This is a genomic window from Pseudomonas sp. WS 5412 (genome assembly GCF_012985615.1).
Classification (GTDB): Bacteria; Pseudomonadota; Gammaproteobacteria; order Pseudomonadales; family Pseudomonadaceae; genus Aquipseudomonas; species Aquipseudomonas shahriarae.
Map to the genome: position 1 here is coordinate 127,490 of NZ_JAARMB010000016.1, position 25,269 is coordinate 152,758.

The 25,269-nt window shown below is 60.5% G+C and carries 26 protein-coding genes; 18 read left to right on the forward strand and 8 right to left on the reverse strand.

The window, feature by feature from the left end; genetic code table 11:
• Positions 1–45: 45 nt before the first annotated feature.
• Positions 46–936 carry a GNAT family acetyltransferase gene (locus HBR94_RS20225; protein WP_170045447.1) on the reverse strand — a complete coding sequence of 297 codons (891 nt, stop codon included), beginning with the start codon at positions 934–936 and terminating at the stop codon, positions 46–48.
• Between the two features lie 308 nt (positions 937–1,244).
• On the opposite strand from HBR94_RS20225, the gene HBR94_RS20230 reads away from it, so the two are divergent.
• From HBR94_RS20230 to HBR94_RS20260, 7 genes are all read left to right on the forward strand, one after another.
• Complete coding sequence (locus tag HBR94_RS20230) at positions 1,245–2,171, forward strand: arginine deiminase-related protein (protein ID WP_170045448.1); 927 nt, start codon at positions 1,245–1,247, stop codon at positions 2,169–2,171.
• A gap of 11 nt (positions 2,172–2,182) precedes the next feature.
• Positions 2,183–3,229 carry an ornithine cyclodeaminase gene (locus tag HBR94_RS20235; RefSeq protein WP_170045449.1) on the forward strand — a complete coding sequence of 349 codons (1,047 nt, stop codon included), beginning with the start codon at positions 2,183–2,185 and terminating at the stop codon, positions 3,227–3,229.
• A 257-nt stretch (positions 3,230–3,486) separates the two neighbouring features.
• Positions 3,487–4,266 (forward strand): ABC transporter substrate-binding protein, encoded by a 780-nt coding sequence (locus tag HBR94_RS20240; RefSeq protein WP_057439422.1) that lies wholly within the window; start codon positions 3,487–3,489, stop codon positions 4,264–4,266.
• A gap of 102 nt (positions 4,267–4,368) precedes the next feature.
• Complete coding sequence (locus HBR94_RS20245; RefSeq protein ID WP_057960092.1) at positions 4,369–5,070, forward strand: ABC transporter permease; 702 nt, start codon at positions 4,369–4,371, stop codon at positions 5,068–5,070.
• Positions 5,067–5,780, forward strand: coding sequence for an ABC transporter permease (locus HBR94_RS20250; RefSeq protein WP_057439424.1), 714 nt, complete (start codon positions 5,067–5,069; stop codon positions 5,778–5,780). Before HBR94_RS20245 ends, HBR94_RS20250 begins: the two co-directional genes overlap by 4 nt.
• A gap of 3 nt (positions 5,781–5,783) precedes the next feature.
• A complete protein-coding gene (locus tag HBR94_RS20255; protein ID WP_225923795.1) occupies positions 5,784–6,626 on the forward strand; it encodes an ATP-binding cassette domain-containing protein in 843 nt (280 codons plus the stop codon).
• A 14-nt stretch (positions 6,627–6,640) separates the two neighbouring features.
• Positions 6,641–7,138, forward strand: a complete 498-nt coding sequence (locus HBR94_RS20260; RefSeq protein ID WP_057439425.1) for an Lrp/AsnC family transcriptional regulator — start codon at positions 6,641–6,643, stop codon at positions 7,136–7,138.
• A gap of 191 nt (positions 7,139–7,329) precedes the next feature.
• Here the strand turns inward: HBR94_RS20260 and HBR94_RS20265 are convergent, their stop codons facing one another.
• The 3 genes from HBR94_RS20265 to HBR94_RS20275 form a co-directional block, all read right to left on the reverse strand.
• Positions 7,330–8,163, reverse strand: a complete 834-nt coding sequence (locus HBR94_RS20265) for a TIGR03915 family putative DNA repair protein (RefSeq protein WP_057439426.1) — start codon at positions 8,161–8,163, stop codon at positions 7,330–7,332.
• Positions 8,160–9,380 carry a putative DNA modification/repair radical SAM protein gene (locus HBR94_RS20270; RefSeq protein ID WP_057439427.1) on the reverse strand — a complete coding sequence of 407 codons (1,221 nt, stop codon included), beginning with the start codon at positions 9,378–9,380 and terminating at the stop codon, positions 8,160–8,162. Before HBR94_RS20270 ends, HBR94_RS20265 begins: the two co-directional genes overlap by 4 nt.
• Before the next feature lie 148 nt (positions 9,381–9,528).
• Positions 9,529–9,873, reverse strand: coding sequence for an FKBP-type peptidyl-prolyl cis-trans isomerase (locus HBR94_RS20275; protein WP_057959126.1), 345 nt, complete (start codon positions 9,871–9,873; stop codon positions 9,529–9,531).
• A 183-nt stretch (positions 9,874–10,056) separates the two neighbouring features.
• On the opposite strand from HBR94_RS20275, the gene HBR94_RS20280 reads away from it, so the two are divergent.
• Together HBR94_RS20280 and HBR94_RS20285 are read left to right on the forward strand one after the other, a co-directional pair.
• Positions 10,057–10,944, forward strand: coding sequence for a nitrilase family protein (locus HBR94_RS20280; RefSeq protein WP_057439430.1), 888 nt, complete (start codon positions 10,057–10,059; stop codon positions 10,942–10,944).
• A gap of 14 nt (positions 10,945–10,958) precedes the next feature.
• Entirely contained in the window at positions 10,959–12,128 is a 1,170-nt protein-coding gene (locus tag HBR94_RS20285) for a hypothetical protein (RefSeq protein ID WP_169990470.1), read from the forward strand.
• Between the two features lie 40 nt (positions 12,129–12,168).
• Here HBR94_RS20285 and HBR94_RS20290 read toward each other — a convergent pair whose 3' ends face one another.
• Together HBR94_RS20290 and HBR94_RS20295 are read right to left on the reverse strand one after the other, a co-directional pair.
• Positions 12,169–12,789, reverse strand: a complete 621-nt coding sequence (locus HBR94_RS20290) for a hypothetical protein (protein WP_225923796.1) — start codon at positions 12,787–12,789, stop codon at positions 12,169–12,171.
• 85 nt (positions 12,790–12,874) lie between these two features.
• Positions 12,875–13,843 (reverse strand): hypothetical protein, encoded by a 969-nt coding sequence (locus HBR94_RS20295; protein ID WP_170045450.1) that lies wholly within the window; start codon positions 13,841–13,843, stop codon positions 12,875–12,877.
• Positions 13,844–14,054: 211 nt separating this feature from the next.
• Between HBR94_RS20295 and HBR94_RS20300 the strand changes: the two genes are divergently transcribed.
• The 3 genes from HBR94_RS20300 to HBR94_RS20310 all read left to right on the forward strand — a co-directional run bounded on the left by HBR94_RS20300 (position 14,055) and on the right by HBR94_RS20310 (position 16,195).
• On the forward strand, positions 14,055–15,551 hold the full coding sequence (locus tag HBR94_RS20300; protein ID WP_057439433.1) for a helix-turn-helix transcriptional regulator: 1,497 nt from the start codon (positions 14,055–14,057) through the stop codon (positions 15,549–15,551).
• A 132-nt stretch (positions 15,552–15,683) separates the two neighbouring features.
• The gene (locus HBR94_RS20305; protein ID WP_057439434.1) at positions 15,684–15,935 is read left to right on the forward strand and encodes a CsbD family protein; all 252 of its coding nucleotides are present in this window, start codon (positions 15,684–15,686) and stop codon (positions 15,933–15,935) included.
• 11 nt (positions 15,936–15,946) lie between these two features.
• Positions 15,947–16,195 (forward strand): DUF1652 domain-containing protein, encoded by a 249-nt coding sequence (locus tag HBR94_RS20310; RefSeq protein ID WP_038441863.1) that lies wholly within the window; start codon positions 15,947–15,949, stop codon positions 16,193–16,195.
• A 148-nt stretch (positions 16,196–16,343) separates the two neighbouring features.
• Here the strand turns inward: HBR94_RS20310 and HBR94_RS20315 are convergent, their stop codons facing one another.
• Together HBR94_RS20315 and HBR94_RS20320 are read right to left on the reverse strand one after the other, a co-directional pair.
• Positions 16,344–17,534 (reverse strand): MFS transporter, encoded by a 1,191-nt coding sequence (locus HBR94_RS20315; protein WP_057959124.1) that lies wholly within the window; start codon positions 17,532–17,534, stop codon positions 16,344–16,346.
• A gap of 177 nt (positions 17,535–17,711) precedes the next feature.
• Positions 17,712–18,017: an RcnB family protein gene (locus tag HBR94_RS20320; RefSeq protein ID WP_057439437.1), complete on the reverse strand. Its 306-nt coding sequence runs from the start codon at positions 18,015–18,017 to the stop codon at positions 17,712–17,714.
• A 130-nt stretch (positions 18,018–18,147) separates the two neighbouring features.
• Here HBR94_RS20320 and HBR94_RS20325 point away from each other — a divergent pair, with 130 nt between their 5' ends.
• The 6 genes from HBR94_RS20325 (at position 18,148) to HBR94_RS20350 (ending at position 25,186) form a co-directional block, all read left to right on the forward strand.
• Positions 18,148–20,307 (forward strand): WG repeat-containing protein, encoded by a 2,160-nt coding sequence (locus HBR94_RS20325; RefSeq protein WP_170045451.1) that lies wholly within the window; start codon positions 18,148–18,150, stop codon positions 20,305–20,307.
• Between the two features lie 83 nt (positions 20,308–20,390).
• Entirely contained in the window at positions 20,391–20,996 is a 606-nt protein-coding gene (locus HBR94_RS20330) for a LemA family protein (protein WP_057444126.1), read from the forward strand.
• Positions 20,997–21,016: 20 nt separating this feature from the next.
• The gene (locus tag HBR94_RS20335; protein WP_115128537.1) at positions 21,017–21,910 is read left to right on the forward strand and encodes a M48 family metalloprotease; all 894 of its coding nucleotides are present in this window, start codon (positions 21,017–21,019) and stop codon (positions 21,908–21,910) included.
• A 133-nt stretch (positions 21,911–22,043) separates the two neighbouring features.
• A complete protein-coding gene (locus tag HBR94_RS20340) occupies positions 22,044–22,601 on the forward strand; it encodes an XRE family transcriptional regulator (protein WP_057439438.1) in 558 nt (185 codons plus the stop codon).
• Positions 22,602–22,623: 22 nt separating this feature from the next.
• Complete coding sequence (locus HBR94_RS20345) at positions 22,624–23,970, forward strand: glutamine synthetase family protein (RefSeq protein WP_170045452.1); 1,347 nt, start codon at positions 22,624–22,626, stop codon at positions 23,968–23,970.
• Between the two features lie 118 nt (positions 23,971–24,088).
• Positions 24,089–25,186, forward strand: coding sequence for a DNA alkylation repair protein (locus tag HBR94_RS20350; protein WP_057439440.1), 1,098 nt, complete (start codon positions 24,089–24,091; stop codon positions 25,184–25,186).
• Positions 25,187–25,269 lie beyond the last annotated feature (83 nt).

The following is a 25,269-nucleotide window of genomic DNA, read 5'->3' on the forward strand; positions in this document are numbered from 1 at the left end:
CGCTTTCGCGAGCAAGCCCGCTCCCACATTTGCTTACAGGTGGTTTCAGGATTTTGGCAGGTTCTGCGCAATCTTCTTGCCCATGCTGATCCTCGGCTCCACGCCATACCCCAGTGCTTCGTAGAAACCCACCACCGTATCGTTGCCCAGATTGATCTGCAGGTTGATCTTCAGGCAGCCCAGGGCGATCAACGCCTGTTCCCCATGGCGCACCAACGACGCGCCCAGGCCTTGCCGGCGATAGTCCGGATGCACGGCCACCGAATACAACCAACCCCGATGCCCGTCGTAACCTGCCATCAAGGTGCCGATCACGGCCTTGCCGTGGGTGGCGACAAAGAACAGCCCGTCCTCCACCGCAAGCTTTCTATCAATCGCCAGTTCCGGCCGGTTATGCGGGGTGTCATAACCAAACACCGTCTGCCATAACGCCGCGACCTGGGCCCGATGCAAACGGTCGCGATACACGCCGATGGGGTGGCGGGACGACAATACTTTCTCCATCACCAGGGTGCGCTCGTTGCCGTGGTACACATCCCGCACGGTCTGGAACCCCAGCTTGGTATAAAACGGCTCGGCGGTGAGGGACGACGGTACGCTCAATACCGTGACCCCAGCCTCACGGGCCCGCTGTTCGATATCGACCATCAGTTGGCGGCCGATGCCCTGCCCTTGCAGCACCGGGTTGACGAACACCGAACGCACCACATTGACGTCCAAGGCGGCGGTCGCGACGATTTCTTGATCCTGGAGTGCAACCAGCACGGTACGCCGCGTGAGCAATTGCAGCACCGCCTCCGGCGTGAAGTTGCTCGCCACCCGCGCAATCACATCCGCCGGGTAGTCACGGGCGTTGCTGCTGCGCAGGGCCGCCAGGATGACCTGGCTGATGCCTTCGGCATCGGTGGGTTGGGCGAGGCGGACGGCGGTAGACATGACTCCTCCTGACGGGTGACGTAATGACAGCCACCACAATACACATGTGTGGGCTTGTGTGGGAGCCGGGCTTGCCCGCGATGCAGGCACCTCGGTGTGTCCGCCACACCGCGGTGATGCTATCGCAGGCAAGCCAGCTCCCACACAAGTCGGCTCCTACAGGTTTGAGCGCCCCCTGACAGCCGATTCGGCTGCCACACCCCTCTTTTCAGCTTTCCCGGCTGGGCCGCCCCCCTGTTTCAGCCGGGATTCTGCGGCCAGAGCGCACAAAATAGCCTCAATGCCCAACCCCATGGACTCGTGCCCCCATGCAAACCACCAATACCGTCCTGATGATCCGCCCGGCGCACTTTGCCTTTAACCCGGACACCGCGATCAACAACCGCTTTCAGCGCGCGCCCGTCGATCCGGTGGCCGCACAGCACAAAGCGCTGGAAGAGTTCGACGGTTATGTCGACACCCTGCGCCAGCATGGTGTGGAAGTGTTGGTGGTGCAGGACACACCCGCGCCCCATACCCCGGATTCGATCTTCCCCAATAACTGGTGGAGCAGCCATGCCGACGGCAGCCTGGTGCTGTACCCGATGGAAGGCCAGAACCGCCGCCTGGAGCGCGATAAAGGCGTGCTGCAAGTACTGGAGCAGCGCTTCGCAATCAAAGACACCATCGACTTCAGCCACCTGGAACAACAGAACATGTTCCTCGAAGGCACTGGCAGCATGGTCCTCGACCGCCAGCACCGCATCAGCTACGCCTGCCACTCCGGGCGCACCCATCACGATGCCCTGCGCCAGTTTGCCGAGCGCCTGGACTATCAGGTCTGCGCCTTCCACGCCGTCGACCGCCATCAAGCACCGATCTACCACAGCAACGTGATGATGAGCGTCGGCCGCGACCTGTCGGTGGTGTGCCTGGACGCGCTGCCCGAGACCCACGAACGCCAGGGCCTGGAACGCTCCCTGCGCGACACCGGCAAAGACATCCTGGCCCTGGACTTCGACCAACTGGAAGCCTTCGCCGGCAACATGCTGGAACTCCACGACCGCGACGGCCAGCCGCTGCTGGTGATGTCGGCCAGCGCCTGGCGCTCGCTCAAGCCGGCGCAGCGCCTGCATGTGGAACGCCACACCCACCCAGTCGTGGTGAATATCGACAACATCGAACGCATCGGCGGCGGCAGTGCCCGCTGCATGTTGGCCGAAGTGCATCTTCCGGCCCGCGCCTCATTCCAATAAGGAGTTTTCCCATGACCCGTTATATCGACGTCAACGACCTCAGCTACCTGGTATCGCAAAAAGGCCTGCAAACCTGCATCACCGAGATGGCCGAGTACATCCGCGCCGACTACCTGCGCTGGAATGAATTCGAAAAATGCGCGCGCCTGGCCAACCACTCGCCCGAGGGCGTGATCGAACTGATGCCGGTCTCGGATGCTTCGCTGTATGCCTTCAAATACGTCAACGGCCACCCGAAAAATACCCAGAGCGGCATGCTCACGGTCATGGCATTCGGCGCCCTGGGGGATGTGGATACCGGCAAACCGGTGCTGCTCAGCGAGATGACCCTGACCACGGCGATCCGCACTGCCGCCACTTCGGCCCTGGTTGCACGCTACCTGGCACGGGACAACAGCCGCAGCATGGCGCTGATCGGCAATGGCTCGCAAAGTGAGTTTCAGGCCCTGGCGTTCCACACCTTGCTGGGCATCAATGAGATCCGCCTGTTCGATATAGATACCCAGGCCATGCACAAGCTGGCGAACAACCTCAAGGCCTTCCCGACGATCAAGCTGACCCTCGCGGGTAGCGTCGCCGAAGCGGTGAAAGGCGCCGATATCGTCACCACCGTCACCGCCGACAAGGCCTACGCCACCATCCTTACCGACGACATGATCGAGCCCGGCATGCACCTCAATGCCGTGGGCGGCGACTGCCCCGGCAAGACCGAACTGGACCGGCGCATCGTCGAGCGCGCGCGGGTGATCGTCGAGTACGAACCACAAAGCCGTATCGAAGGCGAAATCCAGCATATGCCTGAGGATTCGCCGGTCATCGAGCTGTGGCAAGTGATCAACGGCCAGAAGCCGGGCCGGGAAAATGCGCGCCAGGTCACCCTGTTTGACTCGGTAGGTTTTGCCCTCGAAGACTATTCGGCCCTGCGTTATGTACTGGATGTGGCCAAGGCCCTGGACGTGGGCAGCGAGCTGGAGCTGGTACCGGACCTGGCCGACCCCAAGGACCTGTTCGCCCGCCTGGCCCAGCGACCAACCGCACAGCATAAAAAGCGCGCCTGAAACCGCTCTGGCCTGCCGCTTTGCGCAAGCGGCGGGCCCTAAACCGCGGTTTGAAAAGCCGATATACAGGGTGCCGCAGCCGATTCTGCTGCAATCCGCGTTTTAACAGCGTATTCCGCATGCGAAGGACTAGGTAAACGACACAAAAAACGCACCATCATGAAGCATTCTGAGCGCGACCAAAGAGTCAGCAAATGAATGCATGCCGCACCCTTTCTACTGCCCTGACATCAATTACAAAATATAGGGAAAACACCATGACTCCGCTCCGATCACTCGTCGCCGCGCTGCTCCTGCCTTTGTGCGCCACCGCCGTCCAGGCCCAGGAATGGAAAGAAATCCGTTTCGGCGTGTTCCCCGAGTACCCACCCTTTGAATCCGTGGCCGCCGACGGCAGCCTGCAAGGTTTCGACATTGAGCTGGGCAACGCTATCTGCGCCAAGCTTGAAGTCAAGTGCACCTGGGTCCACAACGAGTTCGACGGCATGATCCCGGCGCTGCGTGCGCGCAAGTTCGACGCCATCATGTCCTCCATGGCCGTGACCCCGGCCCGGCAAAAACAGATCGACTTCAGCGATCGCCTGTTCCTCAGCCCCACCTCGGTGATCACCCGCAAGGGCGCAGGTTTCGGCGACACCCCCGAATCCCTCAAGGGCAAACAGGTCGGCGTGCTCCAGGGCTCGCTGCAGGAAGCCTATGCCCGCGCCCACCTGGCCAAGCTCGGTGCCCAGGTCAAGGCATACCAGTCCCAGGACCAGAACTATGCCGACCTGCAAAACGGCCGCCTCGACGCGACGCTGACCGACAAGCTCGAAGCCCAGCTCAACTTCCTGTCCAAGCCTGAAGGCGCCGACTACCAATCCGGCCCGGCCTTCAAGGACCCGACCTTGCCGCTGGACATTGCCATGGGCCTGCGCAAGAACGACCAGGAACTGCTGGCGCTGATCAACAAGGGCATCGCAGCCATCCAGGCCGATGGCACTTACGCGCTGATCCAGAAGAAGTACTTCGGTGACGAAGATATCTATCACGAGTAATCCCCCGCCCTATCCCCTGTAGGAGCCGGCTTGCCAGCGCTGGCGGTGCGATAAACACCGCCATTTGCGGCAGGTTCCTACCGGTTCTATCGAGACTTTCCCGTGAATGAACTCCTCAACCTGCAAGGCTTCGGCCCGCTGTTGGCCCAGGGTGCCTGGATGACCATCAAGCTGGCGTTCCTCGCGCTGGTCCTAAGCCTGAGCCTGGGCCTGATCGCCGCCGGTGCCAAGCTGTCCAGCCATAAACTGTTGCGCATCCCCGCCACCCTCTACACCACCTTGATCCGCAGCGTGCCGGACCTGGTGCTGATCCTGCTGATCTTCTACAGCCTGCAACTGTGGCTCAATGACTTGACCGAGATGCTTGGCTGGAACTACTTCGAAATTGATCCCTTCACCGCCGGTGTGATCACCCTGGGTTTTATCTACGGTGCGTATTTCACCGAAAACTTTCGCGGCGCGATGCTCAGTGTGCCGGTGGGCCAACTGGAAGCAGCGACCGCCTACGGTTTGAGCCGCTGGCAGCGGTTTCGGCTGGTGATGTTCCCGCAATTGATGCGGTTTGCGTTGCCGGGGCTGGGCAATAACTGGCTGGTACTGCTCAAGTCCACGGCGCTGGTGTCGATCATCGGCCTGGCGGACCTGGTCAAGGCCGCGCAGAACGCCGGCAAGACCACCAATGACCCGTTGTACTTCCTGATCCTTGCGGGCCTGGTGTACCTGGTGATCACCACCCTCTCCAACCGCATCTTCAAACGCCTGGAACGGCGCTACAACGTCGGCATCAAAGGGGTGGCGCGATGATCGAACTGATCCAGCAATATGGCCTGGCGTACCTGTGGACCGATGGCTCGGGTTTTTCCGGGGTGGCCATGACCTTGTGGCTGTTTATCGTGTCGGTGATCCTCGGGTTTTTCCTGTCCATCCCCCTGGCAATCGCCCGCGTCAGCGAGCACTTCTGGCTACGCTGGCCGGTGGAGGTGTACACCTACCTGTTTCGCGGCACGCCGCTGTATATCCAGTTGCTGATTTGCTACACCGGCCTGTACAGCCTGGAAGTGGTGCAGGACAACGCCCTGCTCAATCAGTTTTTCCGCAATGCCTTGAACTGCACGCTGCTGGCCTTTGTGCTCAACACCTGCGCCTACACCGTGGAAATCTTCGCCGGGGCCATTCGCAATATTCCCCATGGCGAAATTGAAGCCGCGCGGGCCTACGGCCTGCACGGCTGGCGGATGAACCTGTTCGTGGTGATCCCCGCCGCGCTGCGCCGCGCATTGCCGGCCTACAGCAACGAAATGATCCTGATGCTGCACGCCACGTCCCTGGCATTTACCGCAACCATCGCCGACATCCTCAAGGTGGCCCGTGACGCCAATGCCGAAACGTTCCTCACGTTCCAGGCCTTCGGCATTGCTGCGCTGCTGTACATGCTGCTGTCCTTCGCATTGGTGGGCCTGTTCCGACTGGCCGAACGACGCTGGATGCGCTTTCTTGTCCCGACCCGAGGCTAACCCATGAATCAGTCCGCACAGGCCCTGGCCGCTCATCCCACACACACTGCCGCGCCCCGCCCGAACGTGGTGGCGGCCGGCGCCAACGTCAAACTCAAGGTCGAAGACCTGCATAAAAGCTACGGCGACCACGAAGTGCTCAAGGGGGTTTCGCTCAACGCCAGCAAGGGCGATGTGATCAGCCTGATCGGCGCCAGCGGCTCCGGCAAAAGCACCATGCTGCGCTGCATCAATTTCCTCGAACAGCCCGACGCCGGGGTAATCACCCTGGACGGCATCAGCATTGAAATGCGCCAGGGTCGCGCCGGGGTGCAGGCGCCGCACCAGGCACAACTGCAGAACCTGCGCACGCGCCTGGCCATGGTGTTCCAGCACTTCAACCTGTGGAGCCACATGACCGTGCTGGAAAACATCTGCATGGCGCCACGCCGGGTGTTGGGCGTCAGTGCCGCCGAAGCGGAGAAACGCGCGCGGATGTACCTGGATAAAGTCGGCCTGCCGGGCCGGGTCGCCGATCAATACCCGGCGTTTCTCTCCGGTGGCCAGCAACAGCGCGTGGCCATCGCCCGGGCCCTGGCCATGGAGCCGGAGATTATCCTGTTCGATGAACCGACCTCGGCGCTGGATCCGGAGCTTGTAGGAGAAGTCCTCAAAGTCATACAGACGTTGGCCGAGGAAGGTCGTACCATGCTTATGGTCACCCACGAAATGGGCTTTGCCCGGCAAGTCTCCAGCCAGGTGCTGTTCCTGCACCAGGGCCGCGTAGAAGAACAAGGCAGCGCCGAGATCCTCGACCACCCGACCAGCGAACGCTTGCAGCAATTTCTCTCCAACCGCTTGAAGTGAACACAGAATCGACCATGGATACCAAGGCCAACGGACCCCATTCCACCCCAGTGCTGGATCGCATTGATGAAGCCATCATTGATGTCTTGCGCCATCAGGGGCGTATCACCTACGAAAAGCTGTCTTCGCTGGTGCACCTGACGCCCAGGCCCTGCCTGGAGCGGGTGCGCAAGCTGGAGCGGCGCGGGGTGATTCGCGGCTACGGCGCGATCATTGATGTGCAAATGGTCTCGCCGGGGTTGTCCTTGCTGGTACTGGTGGCCTTGTCGAACCAGAGCGGGCGCTCGGCGCAAAAAGCCTTCGAAGCCTGCGTCAAAGCCTGCCCACAGGTGTTCGAGTGCCAATTGATCAGCGGCCCCTTCGACTACAGCCTGCGCATGCGCTGCCGGGACATGGAGCACTACCGCGTGCTGACGGAAACCTGGTTGAACAATGATGAGCTGCACATCGACAAACTAGTGGCCCATCCGGAGCTGGCGGTGGTGAAAAACACCGCGACTGAGTTGGCCTGAACCCCATCGCCTCACACGATGCAGATTAGATGTGGGGGGTGGACTTGTGTGGGCTTGCCTGTGTGGGAGCTGGCTTGCCTGCGATGCAGACGCCTCGGTCTATCAGCTATACCGAGGTGATGCTATCGCAGGCAAGCCAGCTCCCACACAAGCCAGCCCGCTATATGCTTCCCATATGTTTCCCACATGTTTTAACCGTGCCCGCCTGAAATCCGCTTGCCGGGGCGCTCACCAATCAGCTTCGCCTGCCCATCCCGCTGCTTCCCCGTCCGCGCCTCGCTGATCAACCCCGGTATCAACTTACCCTCCGGCAAATTCTTCCAGAACCGGCTCGGCAGGTGCCCCTCCATGACCTTGGGATTCAACCGCGCCGGGTTGAAGATATGGCTGTAATAGGTCAGCCACATGGCACTGTGTGGATCTTCGACATTCTGCGCCAACTGCTGCCATTGCTCCGGGCACTGGCGTTGATGAATCAACTGCTCACCGTCGTAATACACCCCATCCAGGGGCGTCGCGATCATCCAGCGATGACGGCCCATGCGCCCGACAAAATGCTGGCTGGCACTGTGCAAAATATCGTGGGCCGGTTCGTGCCAGGCCACGTACTCCGGCAACTCCGGCCCCGCCGCCGCCGGCAGCGCGATAAAACGCACAAACGCATGCAGATGGTGGGCCTCACGCCTTACCTGCTTGATCCGCCGTTGCAACTCGCTGCCCAGTTGATCCCCCGCCATCATCGCCGTGCGGTCACCATGGCTGACGCGCCACAGCACTTCATACAACAGGCTCCAGCGCTGCTCACCGTGGTAACAGGCGGCACTTTCCAGCAGCTCCAGCAGCGCCTTGGGAATGCGTGCCTGGAACGGGCCATTGTGCGTGGGGTAGTGTTCATCGGTGGCAAACAGGTCCGCCACTTCCACTTCGCCCCAACTGACATGGCTGGGGTCGATCTGATGGCTGAGCAGCCAGCGCGCCTGCTCGCGCCAGGTACTGAACAGGTTGTCGCATTCCAGGCTGATCATCCCCATAACCCCATCTGTTGCGGTTGCGGGCGGTCGCGCAGTTGCTCGCGCAGCAGCACGCTGGTGCTTTCCGCCTGCTGGGGGTGGTAGTCGCTGGTGATGAAGAACGGCTTGGCCTTGGTCAACACGCAGCGCATACGCGCCAGGTCTTCAAAACGGATCTTGCGTTGCCGGCGCAGCTCCACCAGGCGTTCGGTGGTACGCAGGCCAATCCCCGGGATACGCGCGATCAACGTCGCCTCGGCACGGTTCAGGTCCAGCGGGAACACCTCGCGATGCTCCAGGGCCCAGGCCAGCTTCGGGTCGATATCCAGCGCCAGATCCCCCGGCCCCGCGAACAGTTCGTTGGCGCGAAAGCCATAACTGCGCAGCAGGAAATCGGCCTGGTACAAACGGTGCTCGCGCATCAGCGGCGGCGCCGCCAGGGGCACGCTTTTCGGGCTATTGGGAATCGGGCTGAACGCCGAGTAGTACACCCGGCGCAACTTGAAGTTGCCATACAGCGCCTCGGCACCGTGCAGGATGGTGCTGTCGTCGGTGTCATCGGCGCCGACAATCATCTGCGTGCTTTGCCCGGCCGGGGCGAACCGCGGTGCCCGGGGCTCGTTGAGCACGGTTTGCTCGCCGGTGAAAATCGTCTGCATCGCCTGCTTGATCGAACCGATCTGCTTCTCCGGCGCGAGGATCTGCAGGCTTTTATCGGTGGGCAACTCAATGTTCACGCTCAAGCGATCGGCATACCGCCCGGCCTCGGCAATCAATGCAGGATCCGCTTCGGGGATGGTCTTGAGGTGGATATAACCGCGAAAGTCATGCTCCTCACGCAGCAACTTGGCGACCCGCACCAGTTGCTCCATGGTGTAGTCCGCCGAACGAATGATCCCCGAACTGAGAAACAGCCCGCTGACGCAATTACGCCGGTAAAAGTCCAGGGTCAGGCTCACCACCTCCTCCGGGTTGAACCGCGCACGGGGCACGTCACTGGAGCGGCGGTTGACACAGTATTGGCAGTCGTAGAGGCAGAAATTGGTCAGCAGCACCTTGAGCAACGACACACAGCGCCCATCGGGTGTGTAGCTGTGGCAGATGCCCATGCCATCGCTCGAACCCAGCCCGACCTTGCCCTCGGAGGTGCGCTTGGGCGCCCCGCTGCTGGCGCAGGACGCGTCGTACTTGGCCGCATCGGCGAGGATGCTGAGTTTTTCGATCAACTGCATGGCGGGCTACCGGATACTGTATTTTTGTACAGTATCAGCAGCGATACCCGGCATTCAAGGAGAGATCGGCGAACGGTAGAACAAATAGTTGTGGGAGCTGCCGACGTTTTTTCAAACATATCAAGAACAGTTGAGCGACCCCGAACCTTCAATCATCGCGCGTCAGCACTTCCAGCAACTCAATCTCGAAATGCAGATTGCTATGGGGCTGGATATGCGCGCCCATCGCCCGCTCGCCATACGCCAGATGCGCCGGCACAAACAGCTTGCGCACGCCGCCGACCTTCATCCCCATCAAGCCCCGGTCCCACCCCTTGATCACACGCCCGGTGCCAATCACACACTGGAACGGCTTGCCCCGCTCCCAGGACGAATCAAACACCGTACCGTCTTCCAGGGTGCCGGTGTATTGAGTGGTGATCAGCGCCCCCTTGACCACGGCTTTACCGTCGCCTTGGCGGATGTCGGTGATTTGCAGTTCTTCGTTGCTCATGGGGGATCTCGTTGGGTTCACACTGGCTGGCTTTTTCCCAGAATCAAGCGCCTTTGGCAAGTGCACTCTTAAGGATCCAGACTACGCCTCAGCCAGAAGCGCCTGACTTAACCTCAGCCATCTTTTCCCCTCTTATAAAAAATCAACCACCCCGGTTGCACAACAATAAGAGGTCACACCCCAATGAGCCAACCAACAAGCCCTGTCCGCGTCGCTGTCGTGCAGTTCGACCCCCAGGTCGGCCTGGATAACCGCGAAAGCAATCTGCATCGCAGCCTGGCCTTGGCTGCCGAGGCGGTCAATGGTGGGGCTAACCTGATCGTACTGCCCGAGTTGTCGAACTGCGGTTACTTCTTCAGCAGCCGCCAGGACGCATTCGAGCATGCCGAGCCCGTTCCCGGCGGGGCCAGTGTGCAAGCCTGGATGGCGTTTGCCGCCACCCATCAGGTGTATCTGGTGGCGGGCCTGAATGAGATCGAGGGTCGGCAGTTATTCAATACTGCGGTATTGCTGGGGCCGGATGGGTTGATCGGTAAGTACCGCAAGGCCCACCTATGGAACCTCGAGAAGCTCTGGTTCACCCCTGGCAACCTGGGCTTTCCGGTGTTTGAAACGCCTATCGGGCGCATTGGCCTGTTGATCTGCTGGGACATCTGGTTCCCGGAAGTACCACGCATCCTCAGCCAGCAAGGCGCCGATATTATTTGTAGCCTCAACAACTGGGTGTGGACACCGCCGCCGCTGTTCGACGAGGCCGGTAAATGCATGGCGTCGTACCTGACCATGACCGCCGCCCACGTCAATAATGTGTTTATCGCCGCCGCCAGCCGGATCGGTGAGGAGCGTGATGCACGCTACCTGGGGTGTTCGTTGATTGCCGGGACCAATGGCTGGCCTATCGGCAAAGTGGCGTCGGCTAACCGCCAGGAAATCCTCTTCGCCGATATCGACCTGACCAGCGCCCGCAGTGCGCCGATCTGGAACAGTCTCAACGACCTGCACCGTGACCGGCGCGATGATCTGTACGATCAGATGCTCGGGTATTGCCAGCACCCCGCCCTGCCGCGCTAAAGGGAGGGCGAGTCATGGAAAATTTATTCATGAAACCTGGGAACGAGCGATCTCGGGTCGATAAGGCGATCATCGCATTGGGGCTCATCAGCATCTCGCTGATTGTCTGGACGGTCCTCACGCACCAAGGCTCCTGGCCTAGCTACGGCGATATGGTGGCAGCATTTCCCGACCCCATCGCCTGGCTACGCTGGGTACTGGGAGATGTCAGCGAAGTGGCCTTCTACAAGCATGAGCTGGCCTCCCTCGGGTTGTTGGCCGGTGCATACCTGGCCTGGTGGGCCAGCCGCACCGGCAAGCGCTGGCAAGGCTTTGCGATTTGCTACGGCAGTGGGCTGTGGCCGTGGTTGGTGACCAGTTCCCTGCTGGGCCTGCTGCTGAGCAACCTGTTATGGGGTTGGACGGTCACCGCCGAGACCTGGCAACCCACCTTCGCCGCGTTTGTTTCACTGCCGGCAGCAATGGTGCTGATGTTTGGGGGCGGTTGGAAAGTCACCCTCAATGGCGCGTTGTTGGGGGCGCTGCTGGTCACGCCGATGTGCTTGCTGATCGTCAATTTTGTCTGTGTACCGCTGGATTTGCCGGTGGTGATTGGTAACGTGCTGGGCATGGCGGCGGGCAGCGTGATTGCCTTTGTCATCTGTCGCCGCGTGCCGATTCTGGTGCACTCGGACTATATCGCCGCAGACAAACCATTGCCGCTCAAACCGCCAACCTATGGCCTGGGCTGGAGCTTGCGCAGGGTCTTGGCCGATTTTTCCGAAGCGCCGTTCTTCGGCAATGAGTGGGCCAGCCTTGGCCTGCTGGCGGGAGTCCTGCTGGCGTATGCCTTGAACCCGTTGAGTGCCGCCTATGGGTCGGGACTGGTGCTGCAACTGATCGGTGCACAGGCGCTGACATCGGCTCTGGGTGTGCTGATCTGGCGCAGTCAGTGGATCAAGCGCGGTTGGTATCCCACCTACGTGCCGCTGGTCTCGGTCGTACCGGCAGCGGTGCTGACCCATGGCGGGAGTTGGATGGTGATTGGATCGAGTGCGTTGCTTGGCGCGTTGATCGCGCCGCCGCTGGCCTGTGCCATTGCCGGGCGGCTGCCGACACACGTTCATCCCTATATCGGTAATGTGATCTCGATGGCGTTGAGCACCTTGCTGATTGTGCCCGTCGTTGGAAGATTGATCGCGTAAACAACCGGGTAAGGCTCTTGAGCCTTACCCGCTCCCAGCCTTACAGCCACCGCCAGAACCGCCCCCAGAACCCCCGCTCCAGATCCGCCTTGCACCCTGCATACTGGCGCGCATACAGATCGGAACGGGCCTTGACCTTGCCGGCTACCGGCAACAGCCACGCCTTGCTGGCATAGGTGCGGTTACGGTAGCCGCCCCACCCTTCGTGGTAGTTGAGGTACTGGCCATAGGCGTCGTATTTGTATACGCCGTTGATGCTGGCGGTCTTGTCCATGTACCAGCCGACAAAGTCGATCGCGTCGTCGAAGTCCTGGCGGCTGGCCCAGTTGCGGCCGGTGCTTTTCTGGTAGTCGCCCCACACTTCATCCTTGGCCTGGGCGTAGCCGGCAGCGGTGCTGACGCGGCCCCAGGGGATGATCCACAGCAGGTATTTGCGCGGAGTCTTGGCGTTCTGCCGGAAGCCCGATTCCTGATACATGATGGCGAACGGCACCTGGATCGGCACACCCCAGCGCTTCTGGGTGACTTTGGCTGCGTCGTACCAGTCGTCCTTTTCGCGGAAGATGCCGCAGATGTCGTCAGGGGTGCGTGGCGGCGAGGTACCGCACGCCGCCAACAGGGTGGTGAATAGCAGGAGGGCTGTGGTTTTTACCGGGGTCAAAAGCATACCTTTGCGTGAGCGCGAAAAAAGCAGACAGTTTACGCGCTCACGCAAGGTGTTGCGGTTACGAATCAATGGGCCTTGATCAAGCCACGGGCACTTTGCGGGTCGAAATGGCCAGGCGACCGATGCCAAAGCTCAATGCGGCACCCAGTACCAACATCAACAAGGTGCTCCACGCCGCGCGGGACAGTTGCTTGGCCGCCACTTCACCGGCCTCGCGGGCCTTTTGTTCGGCCTGGGCCTTGAGTTCTTCGACTTTCTGCACGGCCTGCTGATAGGCCTGGGCATAGTTCTCGACAATCTGGCTGGCCTCGGCCTGGCTCTTGCCAGTACGGGCGGCGACGATGTTCACCAGCGCCTCTTTGTCGGCCGCATTCAACGCCGGCTCACCAGAGGCTTTGACGCGCTCGAACCATTGCTTGAGTTCGCTCGCGGCCTGGGCCGGGTTGGTGGCGGCATCAGTGGCCGATTGCTGACCGTCTGCCGCTGCCTGGTTAGCTGTTTGCTCGACGTTAGCCGGATCCAGTTCAGCCTTGCCGCTTTGCTTGAGCAAGGTGTCGAGTTCGCCCTGCAGGCTATCCCAATCCAGGCTGATGCCCTTTTCGTCCAACTGCTGCTTGACGCTGTCGCTGATGCCGGGGGCCACGGCGGCAATGCCGCTACCGGCCGCCGACAGGCCTTTGCCTACGACATTGCCCGCGGCGCCGACCACGCTGGTGGCCAATGCCGCCAGCAGCCACGTGGTGAGCAAGGTGGTGATGGTCCAGCTCAGGACACCATGCAAGCCGCCACGATCCGGGGCTGTGCGGCCGGCGACAAAGGCGCCCACGCCAATCGCCAACAGCGTGGAGACAAACAGCCAGATCCCGGCGCCAGTGCCAAAACCGCTCAACGGGTTGCCAGCCGCCATGGGGTCGACCGCACTGGCGCCGATGGCGGTGCCCAGTACGCTGAGTACCAGGTAGGTCACCAGGGCAATTGCACTGCCGGCCAGTACCGAGCCCCAGGACACACGAAAAGGCGAGCGATGGGTTTCATAGAGGGGGGTCATAATCGTTCCTTGGGCAAATGAGTAGACCTTCAGTTTGTCCAGGCCGACGCCTGCGGTCTCGGCACAAATGCACTAGGACGACTGGTGCATTCGCACCCCGTCAAGCTGAATCGGTCTGCACTATGCTCAAGGCCAGTTGTCGTACTCCACACAAGCCAGACATGCCCTGTTGCAGGCGCCGATGTCGTTATGTAGCCATTTTGGAGAAACCATGAGCCAGGCCGTTCTCGCCCAAGAAACCAATCGCCGCCAATTGCAGCAGATCATTTCCGGACTGTCCGATGGGGTGATTCTCGCCGAGATCGACCAGAGCATTCTCTGGGCCAACGAAGCCGCGCTGGCCATGCATGGCCTGGATGACATTGCCGGGCTCGGCGCCAACACCGCCGAATACGCCGAGCGCTTTGCCCTGCGCTACCGCAACAATCACCCGCTGCCCCTGGAAGCCTATCCGCTGAGCCGGGTGGCCAACGGCGAAGAGTTCAGTGATGTGGTGGTCGAAGTCACGCCCAGCGCCGACACCGACCGCACCTGGGTCCACCGCCTGCGCAGCCTGGCGCTCACCGACAGCGCCGGCAAGCCGGAACTGCTGGTGCTGATTTTGAGCGATGCCACCGAATGGGCCAGCGCCGAGCAGCGCTTTGAAAAGACCTTCAACGCCAACCCGGCGCCGGCGGTGATCTGCCGCTTGAGCGATCTGCGCTATATCAAGGTCAACCAGGGCTTCCTGGAGATGACTGGCTACAACCGCGACCAGGTGATCGGCCGTTCGGTGTACGAGCTGGACGTGCTGGAACAGGCCGAGCGCAAGGAACTGGCAATCCAGCGCCTGGGCGAAGGCGCGACCATCCCGCAGATGCAAGCCGAGCTGAAACTGCCCGAAGGCGGCAGCAAGCTGGTAATTGTCGCCGGCCAGCCGCTGGATATGAACGATGAGGAATGCATGCTGTTTTCCTTCACTGACCTAGAGCCCCGGCGCAAGGCCGAAACCGCCCTGCGCCAGAGCGAGGAGCGGTTTGCCAAGTCCTTCCGCCTGACGCCGGTGCCGACCCTGGTGTGCGACGCGGACAATCAGCAGGTGGTGGACGTCAACGACGCGTTCATGAGCGTCACGGGCTACACCAGCGAAGAGTTGATTGGGAAGTCCATCAGCGATATCGACTTCATCGACAGCAAGGAGGCCTGCACGCAGTTGTTCGCCACCCTGGAAAAAGCCGGCAACCTCGACGGCCAGGACCTGAAAATCCGCAAAAAAGGCAATGAGGTGATTGATTGCGTGGTGTCGGCCGACACCGTGAGCATCCAGGACACGACCTGTTACCTGCTGGTGATGATGAATATCACCGAGCGCAAACGCTCGGAGCTGGAGTTGGTGTCGGCTATCGAGGAAGTGATGAAAGACGCGTCCTGGTTCAGCCAGACCCTGATCGAAAAACTGGCCAACGCCAAGAGCGTCAACAGCCCCAACCTGACGACCATCGCCTTTACCGACCTGACCGCCCGCGAGCGGGATGTGCTGGGGCTGATTTGCGAAGGCCTGGCCGACAAGGAAATCGCCTCGCGCTTGAAGCTGGCACCCAATACCGTGCGCAATCATGTGGCCACGGTGTACTCCAAGCTCAACGTGCACAGCCGCAGCGCCGCCATCGTCTGGGCCAGGGAACGCGGGTTGTTTGCCGGGGAACGGCGGGCAAAAAGTGCGAAATAAGGTGCAAATGCACTAGGGCGACCAGTGCAAATTCGCCTTATTGCCGGGCGATGGGCTGCTTAACCTTGAAGGGTAGGCACAGGGTTTGATGCCCTGTGTCATGGCGAGTTTTTTGCCCTTGAAGGAGGCAGCATGAACAGTGAACAAGTCACCGGCCGCGTGAAAAAAGCCGTGGGCAAGGCTCAGGACTTTCTCGGCGAAATGACCGACGACGAACAACTGCAGGCCCAGGGCGTAGCGCGCCAGGCGGCCGGCCAACTGCAACAGACCTATGGCGATGCGCTGGACACTGTTGGTGACTTTGCCCAGCGCAAGCCCCTGGCCACCGTGGCGATCGTCGCTGGCGTGGGCCTGGTACTGGGCCTGTTGCTGCGTCGTCGTTGATGGGGGCTGGCATGTTTACCCTGGCCCAACTGCGTAATTGCATCGAAGAAGCCCTGTTGCCGCTGACCTGCGAATTCACCCTATGCCGCGACTCGTCACTGACTTTGAAAGTGTTTGACGCCCAGAGCGGCCGCGTGGACCTGGTGGTCACCGGGATCAGCGTCAACAAACTCAAGACCCCGCAGGACGTCGCAACGATGGTCGAGGAACTGCGCTACGAATTGCACAGCAACACCGTGGGCGGCGCGCTCTCCATCTGACAACACCCCTTCTGTAGGGACGCCTACCCCTGTGGGAGCGGGCTTGCCCGCGATGGCGGTGAGACAGCCAACAGTGACTTGACTAACCCACCGCCATCGCGAGCAAGCTCGCTCCCACAGGGGCGCAGCTCCGCTGCTTTGGCCTTGTCTACAACGGGCGTGGCTTCAACGATGCCCCTATAAAGTAGAACAGCCCCCCGGCCACGATAAACCCCGCCAACATGTAGAACATGTAGTGCGCCGGCAGGCTGGCCAGCACCAGGCCGCACAACACCGGCCCCAGTGCGGCGCCGAGGTTGGAGAGGTTTTGCGCACCGTAGTACATGCCGCGCAGGTGGTCAGGGGCGATGCGGTCGATAAACATGTATTCGGCGGGAAACACGATGATCTCCCCCACGGTGAAGATCGCCATCGACACCACCCACCACCACACGCTGGTGGACAGCGCAAAACCCATCACCCCGAGCATGAACATTCCCAGCCCGAAGATCAGCCAGCGGCTCAGGTGACGGTGGCTGATCTGCCGACCGATCACGTATTGCAGGGCGATGACCAGCAGGGCGTTGGTGGTCAGGATGGCGCTGATCACGGTGTAGGTGTATTCGGCGTCCGAGGTGGTCACCAGGTACTGCGACAGGTAGGCGGTGAACTGCCCGAATACCACGGCACTGAGCAGGCCGCCGAGGGTGAAGCACACCAGGCGATGATCGCGCAGCAATACCCGGCCCACCGCCAGGAACGGCACCGGTTTTTGCGCGGCGTCCACCGTGGCCAGGCTGCGGTCGCCCCAGCGCCAGTACAGCAGGAAGAAACCCATCCCCAGCAGCACCGACAAGACAAACGGCAAGCTCATATCGACCTTGGCCACCATCGCCCCCAGAAACGGCCCTACCGCGTAGCCGATATTGGTCAGGGTGTACTTGATGGAAAACACTTCGCTGCGCGCGTCGACGGGCAACAGGCTGGCAAAGCCGGCCTTGACCGCGACGTCGATCACCGCATACGCCAGGTTGATCAGGATCAGGCAACTGTAGAAAAGCCACAGCTCGCGAGCCAGCAAGGTGCCGACGAATCCCAGGACGAACAGCAGGCTCAGGCCCAGCAACAGCCGGTAGCTATTGACCCGGTCCACGAGGAAACCGCCGTACACGCTCAACAGGGAACCGACGATCAACGAGCTGCCGATCACCAGGCCCACTTGGCTGATGCCCAGGGCGAAGTGACTGGACAGGTAGATCACCATGTACGGAAAGGTGATCGCCTTGGCCAGGGTCAATACCAGCGTGGCCGATAGCAGCAGGTTTACGCTGCGGGGGTAGTTTTTTATTGTTTTCAGCATCCTGCTCTCGTTTCCTGAAAAGAGTCGTAGCACACGCCATGACGGGCGCATTGCGCAGCTACCTTACCTCAGGATGAGCAGCAAAAAAGGCTGTTTTATGCATTCGTGCATGCGATTTTTAAATGCGCGCAGCGAAGGGGGGGAAAAGCGGCATCAGCCCGTTTCCCCCCACACCCGTTATTTGGCAGGGGTGATGTCGAGGATGGTGCCATTGGTGATTTTCACCAGCACATAACGATCATTGATCCGCGCCCACTGGCTGTCGTCGTGGGGCGGTTTCAGGCCGCGCTTTTTCCAGTCGCCCAGGGCCGACTCCCTGCGCACCAGGATATCCGGCGCACGGTCTCCGACCTTCAAGTCTCGGGTGTTGATGTTCGAAGGCTCCACGGTTTTCTGCGGATTGTCCTCGGCTTGCACGGTAACGCTGGCGGTGGACAGGCTGGCGGCAACCAGCAGGCTGGCAATCAGGGACGTTGCTTTCATGGGTATTCCTTCAGTAAATAATGCGTACCCAGGTTCCGACAGCAGGGCCCTGCAATCATTCACCGGCAATACAGCCACGGGTATCGGTGCCTGCTAATCTTGCGCCAGCCCTCCATCGAGTCCGAGAACAATGAAAACAGCCCTGACCCGAACCAAACTGCTGGCCAGCGCCCTGATCGTGATCGCCGTGATTGGCGGTGCCACTTATTACTTGCTGGACCGCCGCGCCACCCACGGCCTGCTTGACGGTCCCGAATACAGCGAAGCGCAACTCAATGAGGGCGGTGTGGATGGCATCCGGGACCTACCGTTGCCAGAAGCAAAAAAACGCCTGAATTACCTGATCCTCGATATGCGCGACGGCATCAACCGCATCGCCATGCTCGAAAGCATGCGCCTGGAAATCGGCCCGGCCACCGCTACACCAGGCGAACAGAAAGAGCTGAACTATGAGGAGCCGTTCGTGCCCTTCCCCGCCGCCGAACTGAAGGCGGCATTGACCGACCTCAAGCGCACACCGGGGCAGTTCCAGCAGTTGTTCTTCGACAATGCATCCGGGCTGAAACTGGAAGTCGAGGCGATTCGCGAGGTGCTCAAGCGCGGGGCCCTGCCCGATCAGCAAACCGAAGCCAGCTATCGCATCCAGACCCTGTACTTTCGCGACGGCTCGCAGCAGCCGTTCGCCGAGGTGGCGATCAAGGATGAGGACAGTGAGGAGCAAGACCAGGACACCACCCAGGCCGAACTCAAGCTCAACAAGCCCCTGGAACGCATCAGCCTGGCCCTGACGTATCAGGCCTACCCCGGCTTCAATAAAATCGTCCTGGACCGGGCCCACCCGAAAGCCACCGCCGAGGGTGGCGAGGTGTACCAACTGACCCATCTGGGCGACGCCAGCGCCTCCTTGCAACTGGCAACGCCGAAAAACAAATCCTATGTGATCCAAGGCCTGACGGCCGATGGCAAGACCCTGTACAGCGGCGGCAACAGCTCCAATTCCTCGCCCACCGCCGAACAAAAGGCCAACCTGCGGGCCTATTACAACGAACTGCTGCGTATGGAAGACAACTTCGCCGACTTCAAGAGTGCCGCGGCGGTGCAGGATCATCTGGAACAGTTCGCCAGCAACCTGCCCAGCTCCGACAGCGAGCTGAGTAACGTGCAGGCCACCTACCAATTCGAAGACACCCCCGCCAGTATCGTGATTTACGTGCTGGACCCGCTCCAACCCCAAACCCTTGATTGGGACATGCACAACAGCACCACCCCTCGCGAGCGCTACATCGCCTACGACAGCGCCAGCGAAAGCAGCGGTTTTATCGACAGCAAGGGGCAATGGGTGGTCAAGCCGCGCTTCAAGCGCATTGATACCACCGAGATGCCCGGCGTGTACCACATCATGGTCGGCGAAAAATCCTCCGGCGAGGGCTGGAGCGAATTGCAGTTCAAGTACTTTGCCTTTGTACCCGGTACGCAAACGTTGAAAGAACTGCCCTTCGAAATCATCGACAGCGCGGTCAACGACGACCTAATGATTGTCGAGCGTGAAACCAACGGCCCCTATGGGGTCTACGACGTGAAGAAGCTACAGGTCGTGGTGCCCATGAAGTACGTCAACCCCAGTGTGATCGGCAACGTGTTCATCGCCCGCCCTGGCGAGACCACCTATGGCTCGAACTCGTTGTACGGCGCCTGGAGCCTGAGCGGCAAGGAGCTGTTGGCACCGCGCTACTCCGCAATCAACGGCAGCGGCGAGTTTATCTACGCCACCTCCGCCGACCAGAAACAGACCGACGTCTACAACCTGCAGATGAAGAAACTCAACCCACCCGGCGCGACCGTCTTCGGCCAGTTTGTCCAGGGCCAGCCCCTGCTGATCCAGGACCGTGGCAGCCGCAAATACAGCTTTATCAACGAACAGGGCAAGGCGCTGCCTTTGAGCCTGCCATTCGATGACGTCAACCCGTTCTCCAACGGCATGGCGGTGGTGCAAAAGGGCAGCCGCTATGGCGCCATTGATGTACACGGCAAACTGCGCGTGCCCGTGACCTACAGCAAACTCAACCCCTTCCAGAAGAACCTCGCCTCGGCAGAAATGGATGGGTTTGAAGGCTTGGTATTGATCGACAAAAACAACCGCGTGGTGAAAAAACTGGGGTCGTATACCCAGTACAGCTTCCCGTACAACAGTAACGACGCGACCTATAGCATCTGGGATGTGAAAGACGAGAACCGGGTGAATGTGTTTGATGCTGACGGGGTGCAGGTGGACTCCTACCAGCGCGAGTAAGCCATATCTTTCTGACAAGGCAGCTCGATACGGGCGACATCCGCTATGATCAGCGCCTTTAATCCTACAGATAAGGAAATCCAATGTTCGGCGCCGTTTTCTGGGTCATCTTGATCGGTTCTCTAAGTGTGATCGCGCTTTACTTGATCGGTCTCTACAACTCGCTAGTCACTTTGCGAAATCGATTCAAGAACGCGTTCAGCCAGATCGAAGTGCAACTCAAACGGCGCCATGACCTGATCCCCAATCTTGTGGAGACCGCCAAGGCTTACATGAACCATGAGCGCGGCACGCTAGTGGCCGTCACCGAGGCCCGCAACGTCGCCGCCGCCTGCCTCAAGCTCGCGGCAGCAGAACCGGGCAGTGCCCGGTCAATCGTGCAGTTAGGCAAAGATGAGGGGCGACTTAACACTGCAATGGATAACCTGAATGTTTCGCTTGAGGAATATCCTGACCTGCAAGCATCAGAAATAATGATGCAACTGAACGATGAAATGACCAGTACCGAAGACCGCATCGCGTATGCACGGCAGTTTTTCAACGACGCGGTGATGGAATACAACATCTTCCGCCAGCAATTCCCGACGATCTTGATGGCCGATGCCGTCGGACATGGCTCGGACGCTACCTTGCTGGTGTTTGAAGACAGCAAGCAGATTCAAAACGCCCCAACCGTATCCTTTACCTGATTCCAGCCACGGATGGCCGCATGAATTTTTTTGCGCACCAGGATCGAGCTCGGCGCGGTTCCAGGTATTACACGCTGCTGACCTCGGTCATCGTGCTCGGCCCGGCACTGCTATGGGGCCTATCGACCGAGACGATCGACGACGTGGGCTGGGCCGAAATCTGTGTGGCGATGCTTCTCTTCATCTCGGTAAGTTACTGGTTCCTAAACCGCAAGCTGAAGGACGGCGGCAGCGCCATTGCCGAACAATACGGCGGGTATCTGATCAGCCTGGATCCCCATGAGAATGATCGCTGGCTGTTGGATATTGTCGAGGAAATGGCCATCGCCTCCGGCAGCCCGGTGCCCATGGTTTACCTGCTTGATGCCGATGGCATCAACGCCTTTGCCGCCGGACGCACCCCGCAGGACTCGGTCATGGGTGTGACCTATGGCGCCGCAGCCATTCTCGACCGTGAAGAAATGCAAGGCGTTATCGCCCATTTGTTCAGCGCGATTCACAGCAACGACATGCGTCTTGATACACGGATGAAAGGGGTACACTTAGGTTCCGGCCTGTTGGTTTTAATCATCGGTTTGAGCTCCGCATCCTTGCTCCCCGTTGGTCTGGGCTGGATCTTCCTTATGTTCCTTGCCATGTCCCGCGTCCGTCGCCAGCGAAAGTACCTGGCCGACGCCGCCGCTGCGCAATTCACACGTAACCCGCAGAGCGTAGCAAGCGCCCTGAGGAAAATTGGCGGGCATGAATACGGCGCACTCATTGGATATCGTGACAAGGAAGATTGCCCTCAGATGTTTTTCGCAACGCCGTTCAAAAATCTCGAACAACGCCTGGACTCACCTTACCCTCCTCTGGAAAAGCGCATCTGGCGCCTTGATCCCGACTGGGATGGCGAATACCCCGAGGTTCCATGATTGGAATCCCCGAGGTGAGATGCAGGATGCCGGAAGGGCTTGAAACACCCGCGCTTTAAACTGACGGGGTTCCACCATTGCCGGCGTGAAATATTTCCTGTAAGTTTTCATGAAATTTCTCGACATAAATTTCATGACACCACAAGAAGAACTTGCCGCCCTGGCGACCCTGATCCACGATCTGCGCAAGCATAAGAAACTCACCCTCACTCAATTGGCACAAAAGATCGAGCGTTCGGTAGGTTTCCTGTCCCAGGTCGAGCGGGGTCTGTCGCGACCTACCGTGGCGGACCTGACTGCCATCAGCCATGCCCTCGATGTGCCCACCACTTATTTCTACAGCGTGCCCAAACCCAAGGCGGTGGATTGGGTCACCCGCCCCAACGAGCGGCGCACGGTGTATTACGCCAACGGCATCACCGACATCCTCGTCTCCCCCAGCATGCAGGGGGCGTTTTCGATCCTCGACAGCCTGCTCGAACCCGGCGCCAACAGTGGCGAGCAGACCATGAGCGACCGCGCCGAGCAGGCCGGTTATGTACTCGAAGGCCACCTGACCCTGTGGGTCGAAGGCGAGGCCGACGCGGTGACTCTCGGCCCGGGCGACAGCTTTCACCTCGCCAGTTTTGCCCACTGCCGCTACGGCAACCTGACCGACCTGCCGGCACGCGTGCTGTGGGTCTACAACTAAGGCACACCAAGGAGCGTCACCCGTGAAAAGCCATTCCTCCACGTTACTGGCCGAAGTACGGACCTTTCGCCAGAACCATCCGGATGTACGTTATGTCGACCTGATCGCCCTGGATATCCCAGGGCGTTTCTACGGCAAGCGCTACCCGATTGAAATGTTGGAAAAAGTCGCCGCCGGCAGCCCCCTGAAGTTGCCGCAGAACGCCGTGCTGCTGGGCGCCCAGGGCGGTCTGTTCAAGATTGGCGACTACTGCTTCCATGACGGCGACCCCGACGCCAACCGCCGCCTGGTGCCCGGCACGCTCAAGCCGGTGAGCTGGGAAGCCCAGCCTCTGGGGCAAATGCTGATCACCTCCGACGGCACCGAGGCCCCCATCGAATTCGAACCCCGTGAAGTCCTGGCCAAAGTCCTCGAGCGCCTGCACCGCAAGGGCATTCACCCGGTGGTGGCGTTTGAGCTGGAGTTCTACCTGTTCGATAAAAAGCTCAACGACGGCCTGCCGCAATTTGCCCGGGACCCGTTGAGCGACGACCCCGATGACCAACCGACCCTGCATATCGAGCGGCTGTCGCGTTTTGCGCCGGTGCTCGATGATATGGTGCAGACCGCCCAGGCCCAGGGGATCGACATTACGGTGATCACTGCCGAACTGGGCCCCGGCCAGTTTGAAATCAACTTTGGTCACCTCGACGATGGCCTCCGCGCCGCCGACTGGGCCGCCCTGTTCTGCCGCAGTACCCGTGGCGTGGCGCTCAAGCATGGCTATCGCGCCAGTTTCATGGCCAAGCCCTACCTGCAACATCCGGGCAGTGGCATGCATGTGCATGTGAGCCTGTATGACGCCGCCGGCAACAACCTGCTGGCGGCGCACCAGCAACAGCCGTTGCGCCACGCGGTGGCGGGTTGCCTGGCACTGCTGCCGCACTGCATGCCGATTTTCTCGCCCAACCACAACGCCTTCCGCCGCCTGGGCGGCACGGTCAATGCGGCCACCAAGGCCTGCTGGGGTTATGAGGACCGTGACGCCTGCGTGCGCATTCCCGAGTCCGACCCGCGCAACCTGCGGATCGAACATCGGTTGGCCAGTGCCGACGCCAACCCGTACCTGGTGCTGGCGGCGATCCTGGTCGGGCTGGAGCACGGCCTGGACGCCGCACAGGAGCCTATCGCACCGCTGAACGAAGACCGCACCAGCGGCCATGACTTCCCCCTGGAAATGCTCGAGGCGGTGCGCGCCATGCAGCAACAACCGATCCTGCGCGAGGGCTTGGGGGCGGAGTTTGTCGACGTCTATTGCGAAAACAAACGCCAGGATCACCTGGCCTTCCAGCAGGAGATCAATGCGCGGGAATATCGCTGGTACCTGTAGATACCGAGCACCCTGCATATTCCTTGTGGGAGCTGGCTCCCACATTTTGAGCTTCGCGGCCTTGAGTAAGGTGCTACTTTGAAAAAGCCCGACCATCGCCCTCTCCTGCGGACTGCCCATGACCGACCAAAGCGCCCCTGCCCTCAAGGAAATCTTCAACGTCGAACGCCTGCAACACATCGCCGATGAGATGAGCGCGGTGTACCCGCCCTTCGATGCCCAGGGCTTTCTCAAGCACGCCAAGCGTGACCTGGCCGGGTTGTCGGTCATGCAGCGCATGGCTCGGGTCAGTGAAAGCCTGCACGCGGTGATGCCCCTGGACTACCCGCAAACCCTCGAACATTTGTATGCCCTGGCCCCGCGCCTGAACAGTGGTTTTGTCAGCCTGTTCCTCGGGCATTATGTGGCCAGCTATGGCCTGGATGATTTCCAGCGCTCAATGGCGGCGCTCAAGTACTTCACCACATTTGGCTCTGCCGAATTTGCTGTGCGGGCCTTTCTGCTCAAGGATTTCGAACGCACCCTGGCGGTGATGCAGCAGTGGTCGCTGGATGACAACGAGCACGTACGCCGCCTCGCCAGCGAGGGCTCGCGGCCGAGGTTGCCATGGTCGTTTCGCCTGGCCCAGGTGCAGGCTGATCCGCGCCTGTGCGCGTCGATCCTGGAGAACCTCAAGGCCGACAGCAGTCTGTATGTACGCAAGTCTGTGGCCAACCACCTCAATGACATCACCAAGGACCATCCGGATTGGGTGCTGGATGTCATCGAAAGCTGGTCCCTGGACAACCCCCACACCGCCTGGATCGCCCGCCACGCCCTGCGCAGCCTGATCAAACAAGGCAACACCCGCGCGCTGACGATCATGGGGGCCGGGGCGCGGGCCGAGGTGAAAATCCACCAGTTCAAGGTCGAGCCCCCGGTGATTCGCCTGGGTGAGCGGATCAACCTGTCGTTCAGCCTCGAATCCACCACCAGCGCCCCACAAAAACTGGTGGTGGACTACGCCATCGACTATGTAAAAAGCGCAGGCCATAGCGCCGCCAAAGTGTTCAAGCTCAAGGCTTTTACCCTCGGCGCGGGTGAACGGCATACCCTGCTGCGTGGCCAACATATCCGCGATATGACCACGCGCAAGCACTACCCCGGCCGGCATACGGTGCATGTGCTGGTGAACGGCGAACGCCTGGCCAGCAGCGACTTCGAGCTGCTCGACTGACCACCTTTACCAAGACGAAGGCTCTATCTCGGGCCTTTCAGCGATATTTATTGTCCGACAATACTGGTTTTTGGTGTTGCGAT

Coding starts and splice junctions, on each gene's coding strand:
- HBR94_RS20225 (WP_170045447.1), bottom strand. CDS start 936: ATGTCTACCGCCGTCCGCCTCGCCCAACCCACCGATGCCGAAGGCATC.
- HBR94_RS20340 (WP_057439438.1), top strand. CDS start 22,044: ATGACACCACAAGAAGAACTTGCCGCCCTGGCGACCCTGATCCACGAT.
- HBR94_RS20350 (WP_057439440.1), top strand. CDS start 24,089: ATGACCGACCAAAGCGCCCCTGCCCTCAAGGAAATCTTCAACGTCGAA.
- HBR94_RS20260 (WP_057439425.1), top strand. CDS start 6,641: ATGGATACCAAGGCCAACGGACCCCATTCCACCCCAGTGCTGGATCGC.
- HBR94_RS20240 (WP_057439422.1), top strand. CDS start 3,487: ATGACTCCGCTCCGATCACTCGTCGCCGCGCTGCTCCTGCCTTTGTGC.
- HBR94_RS20300 (WP_057439433.1), top strand. CDS start 14,055: ATGAGCCAGGCCGTTCTCGCCCAAGAAACCAATCGCCGCCAATTGCAG.
- HBR94_RS20295 (WP_170045450.1), bottom strand. CDS start 13,843: ATGACCCCCCTCTATGAAACCCATCGCTCGCCTTTTCGTGTGTCCTGG.
- HBR94_RS20320 (WP_057439437.1), bottom strand. CDS start 18,017: ATGAAAGCAACGTCCCTGATTGCCAGCCTGCTGGTTGCCGCCAGCCTG.
- HBR94_RS20255 (WP_225923795.1), top strand. CDS start 5,784: ATGAATCAGTCCGCACAGGCCCTGGCCGCTCATCCCACACACACTGCC.
- HBR94_RS20235 (WP_170045449.1), top strand. CDS start 2,183: ATGACCCGTTATATCGACGTCAACGACCTCAGCTACCTGGTATCGCAA.
- HBR94_RS20330 (WP_057444126.1), top strand. CDS start 20,391: ATGTTCGGCGCCGTTTTCTGGGTCATCTTGATCGGTTCTCTAAGTGTG.
- HBR94_RS20265 (WP_057439426.1), bottom strand. CDS start 8,163: ATGATCAGCCTGGAATGCGACAACCTGTTCAGTACCTGGCGCGAGCAG.
- HBR94_RS20285 (WP_169990470.1), top strand. CDS start 10,959: ATGGAAAATTTATTCATGAAACCTGGGAACGAGCGATCTCGGGTCGAT.
- HBR94_RS20230 (WP_170045448.1), top strand. CDS start 1,245: ATGCAAACCACCAATACCGTCCTGATGATCCGCCCGGCGCACTTTGCC.
- HBR94_RS20250 (WP_057439424.1), top strand. CDS start 5,067: ATGATCGAACTGATCCAGCAATATGGCCTGGCGTACCTGTGGACCGAT.
- HBR94_RS20305 (WP_057439434.1), top strand. CDS start 15,684: ATGAACAGTGAACAAGTCACCGGCCGCGTGAAAAAAGCCGTGGGCAAG.
- HBR94_RS20280 (WP_057439430.1), top strand. CDS start 10,057: ATGAGCCAACCAACAAGCCCTGTCCGCGTCGCTGTCGTGCAGTTCGAC.
- HBR94_RS20275 (WP_057959126.1), bottom strand. CDS start 9,873: ATGAGCAACGAAGAACTGCAAATCACCGACATCCGCCAAGGCGACGGT.
- HBR94_RS20310 (WP_038441863.1), top strand. CDS start 15,947: ATGTTTACCCTGGCCCAACTGCGTAATTGCATCGAAGAAGCCCTGTTG.
- HBR94_RS20335 (WP_115128537.1), top strand. CDS start 21,017: ATGAATTTTTTTGCGCACCAGGATCGAGCTCGGCGCGGTTCCAGGTAT.
- HBR94_RS20270 (WP_057439427.1), bottom strand. CDS start 9,380: ATGCAGTTGATCGAAAAACTCAGCATCCTCGCCGATGCGGCCAAGTAC.
- HBR94_RS20315 (WP_057959124.1), bottom strand. CDS start 17,534: ATGCTGAAAACAATAAAAAACTACCCCCGCAGCGTAAACCTGCTGCTA.
- HBR94_RS20325 (WP_170045451.1), top strand. CDS start 18,148: ATGAAAACAGCCCTGACCCGAACCAAACTGCTGGCCAGCGCCCTGATC.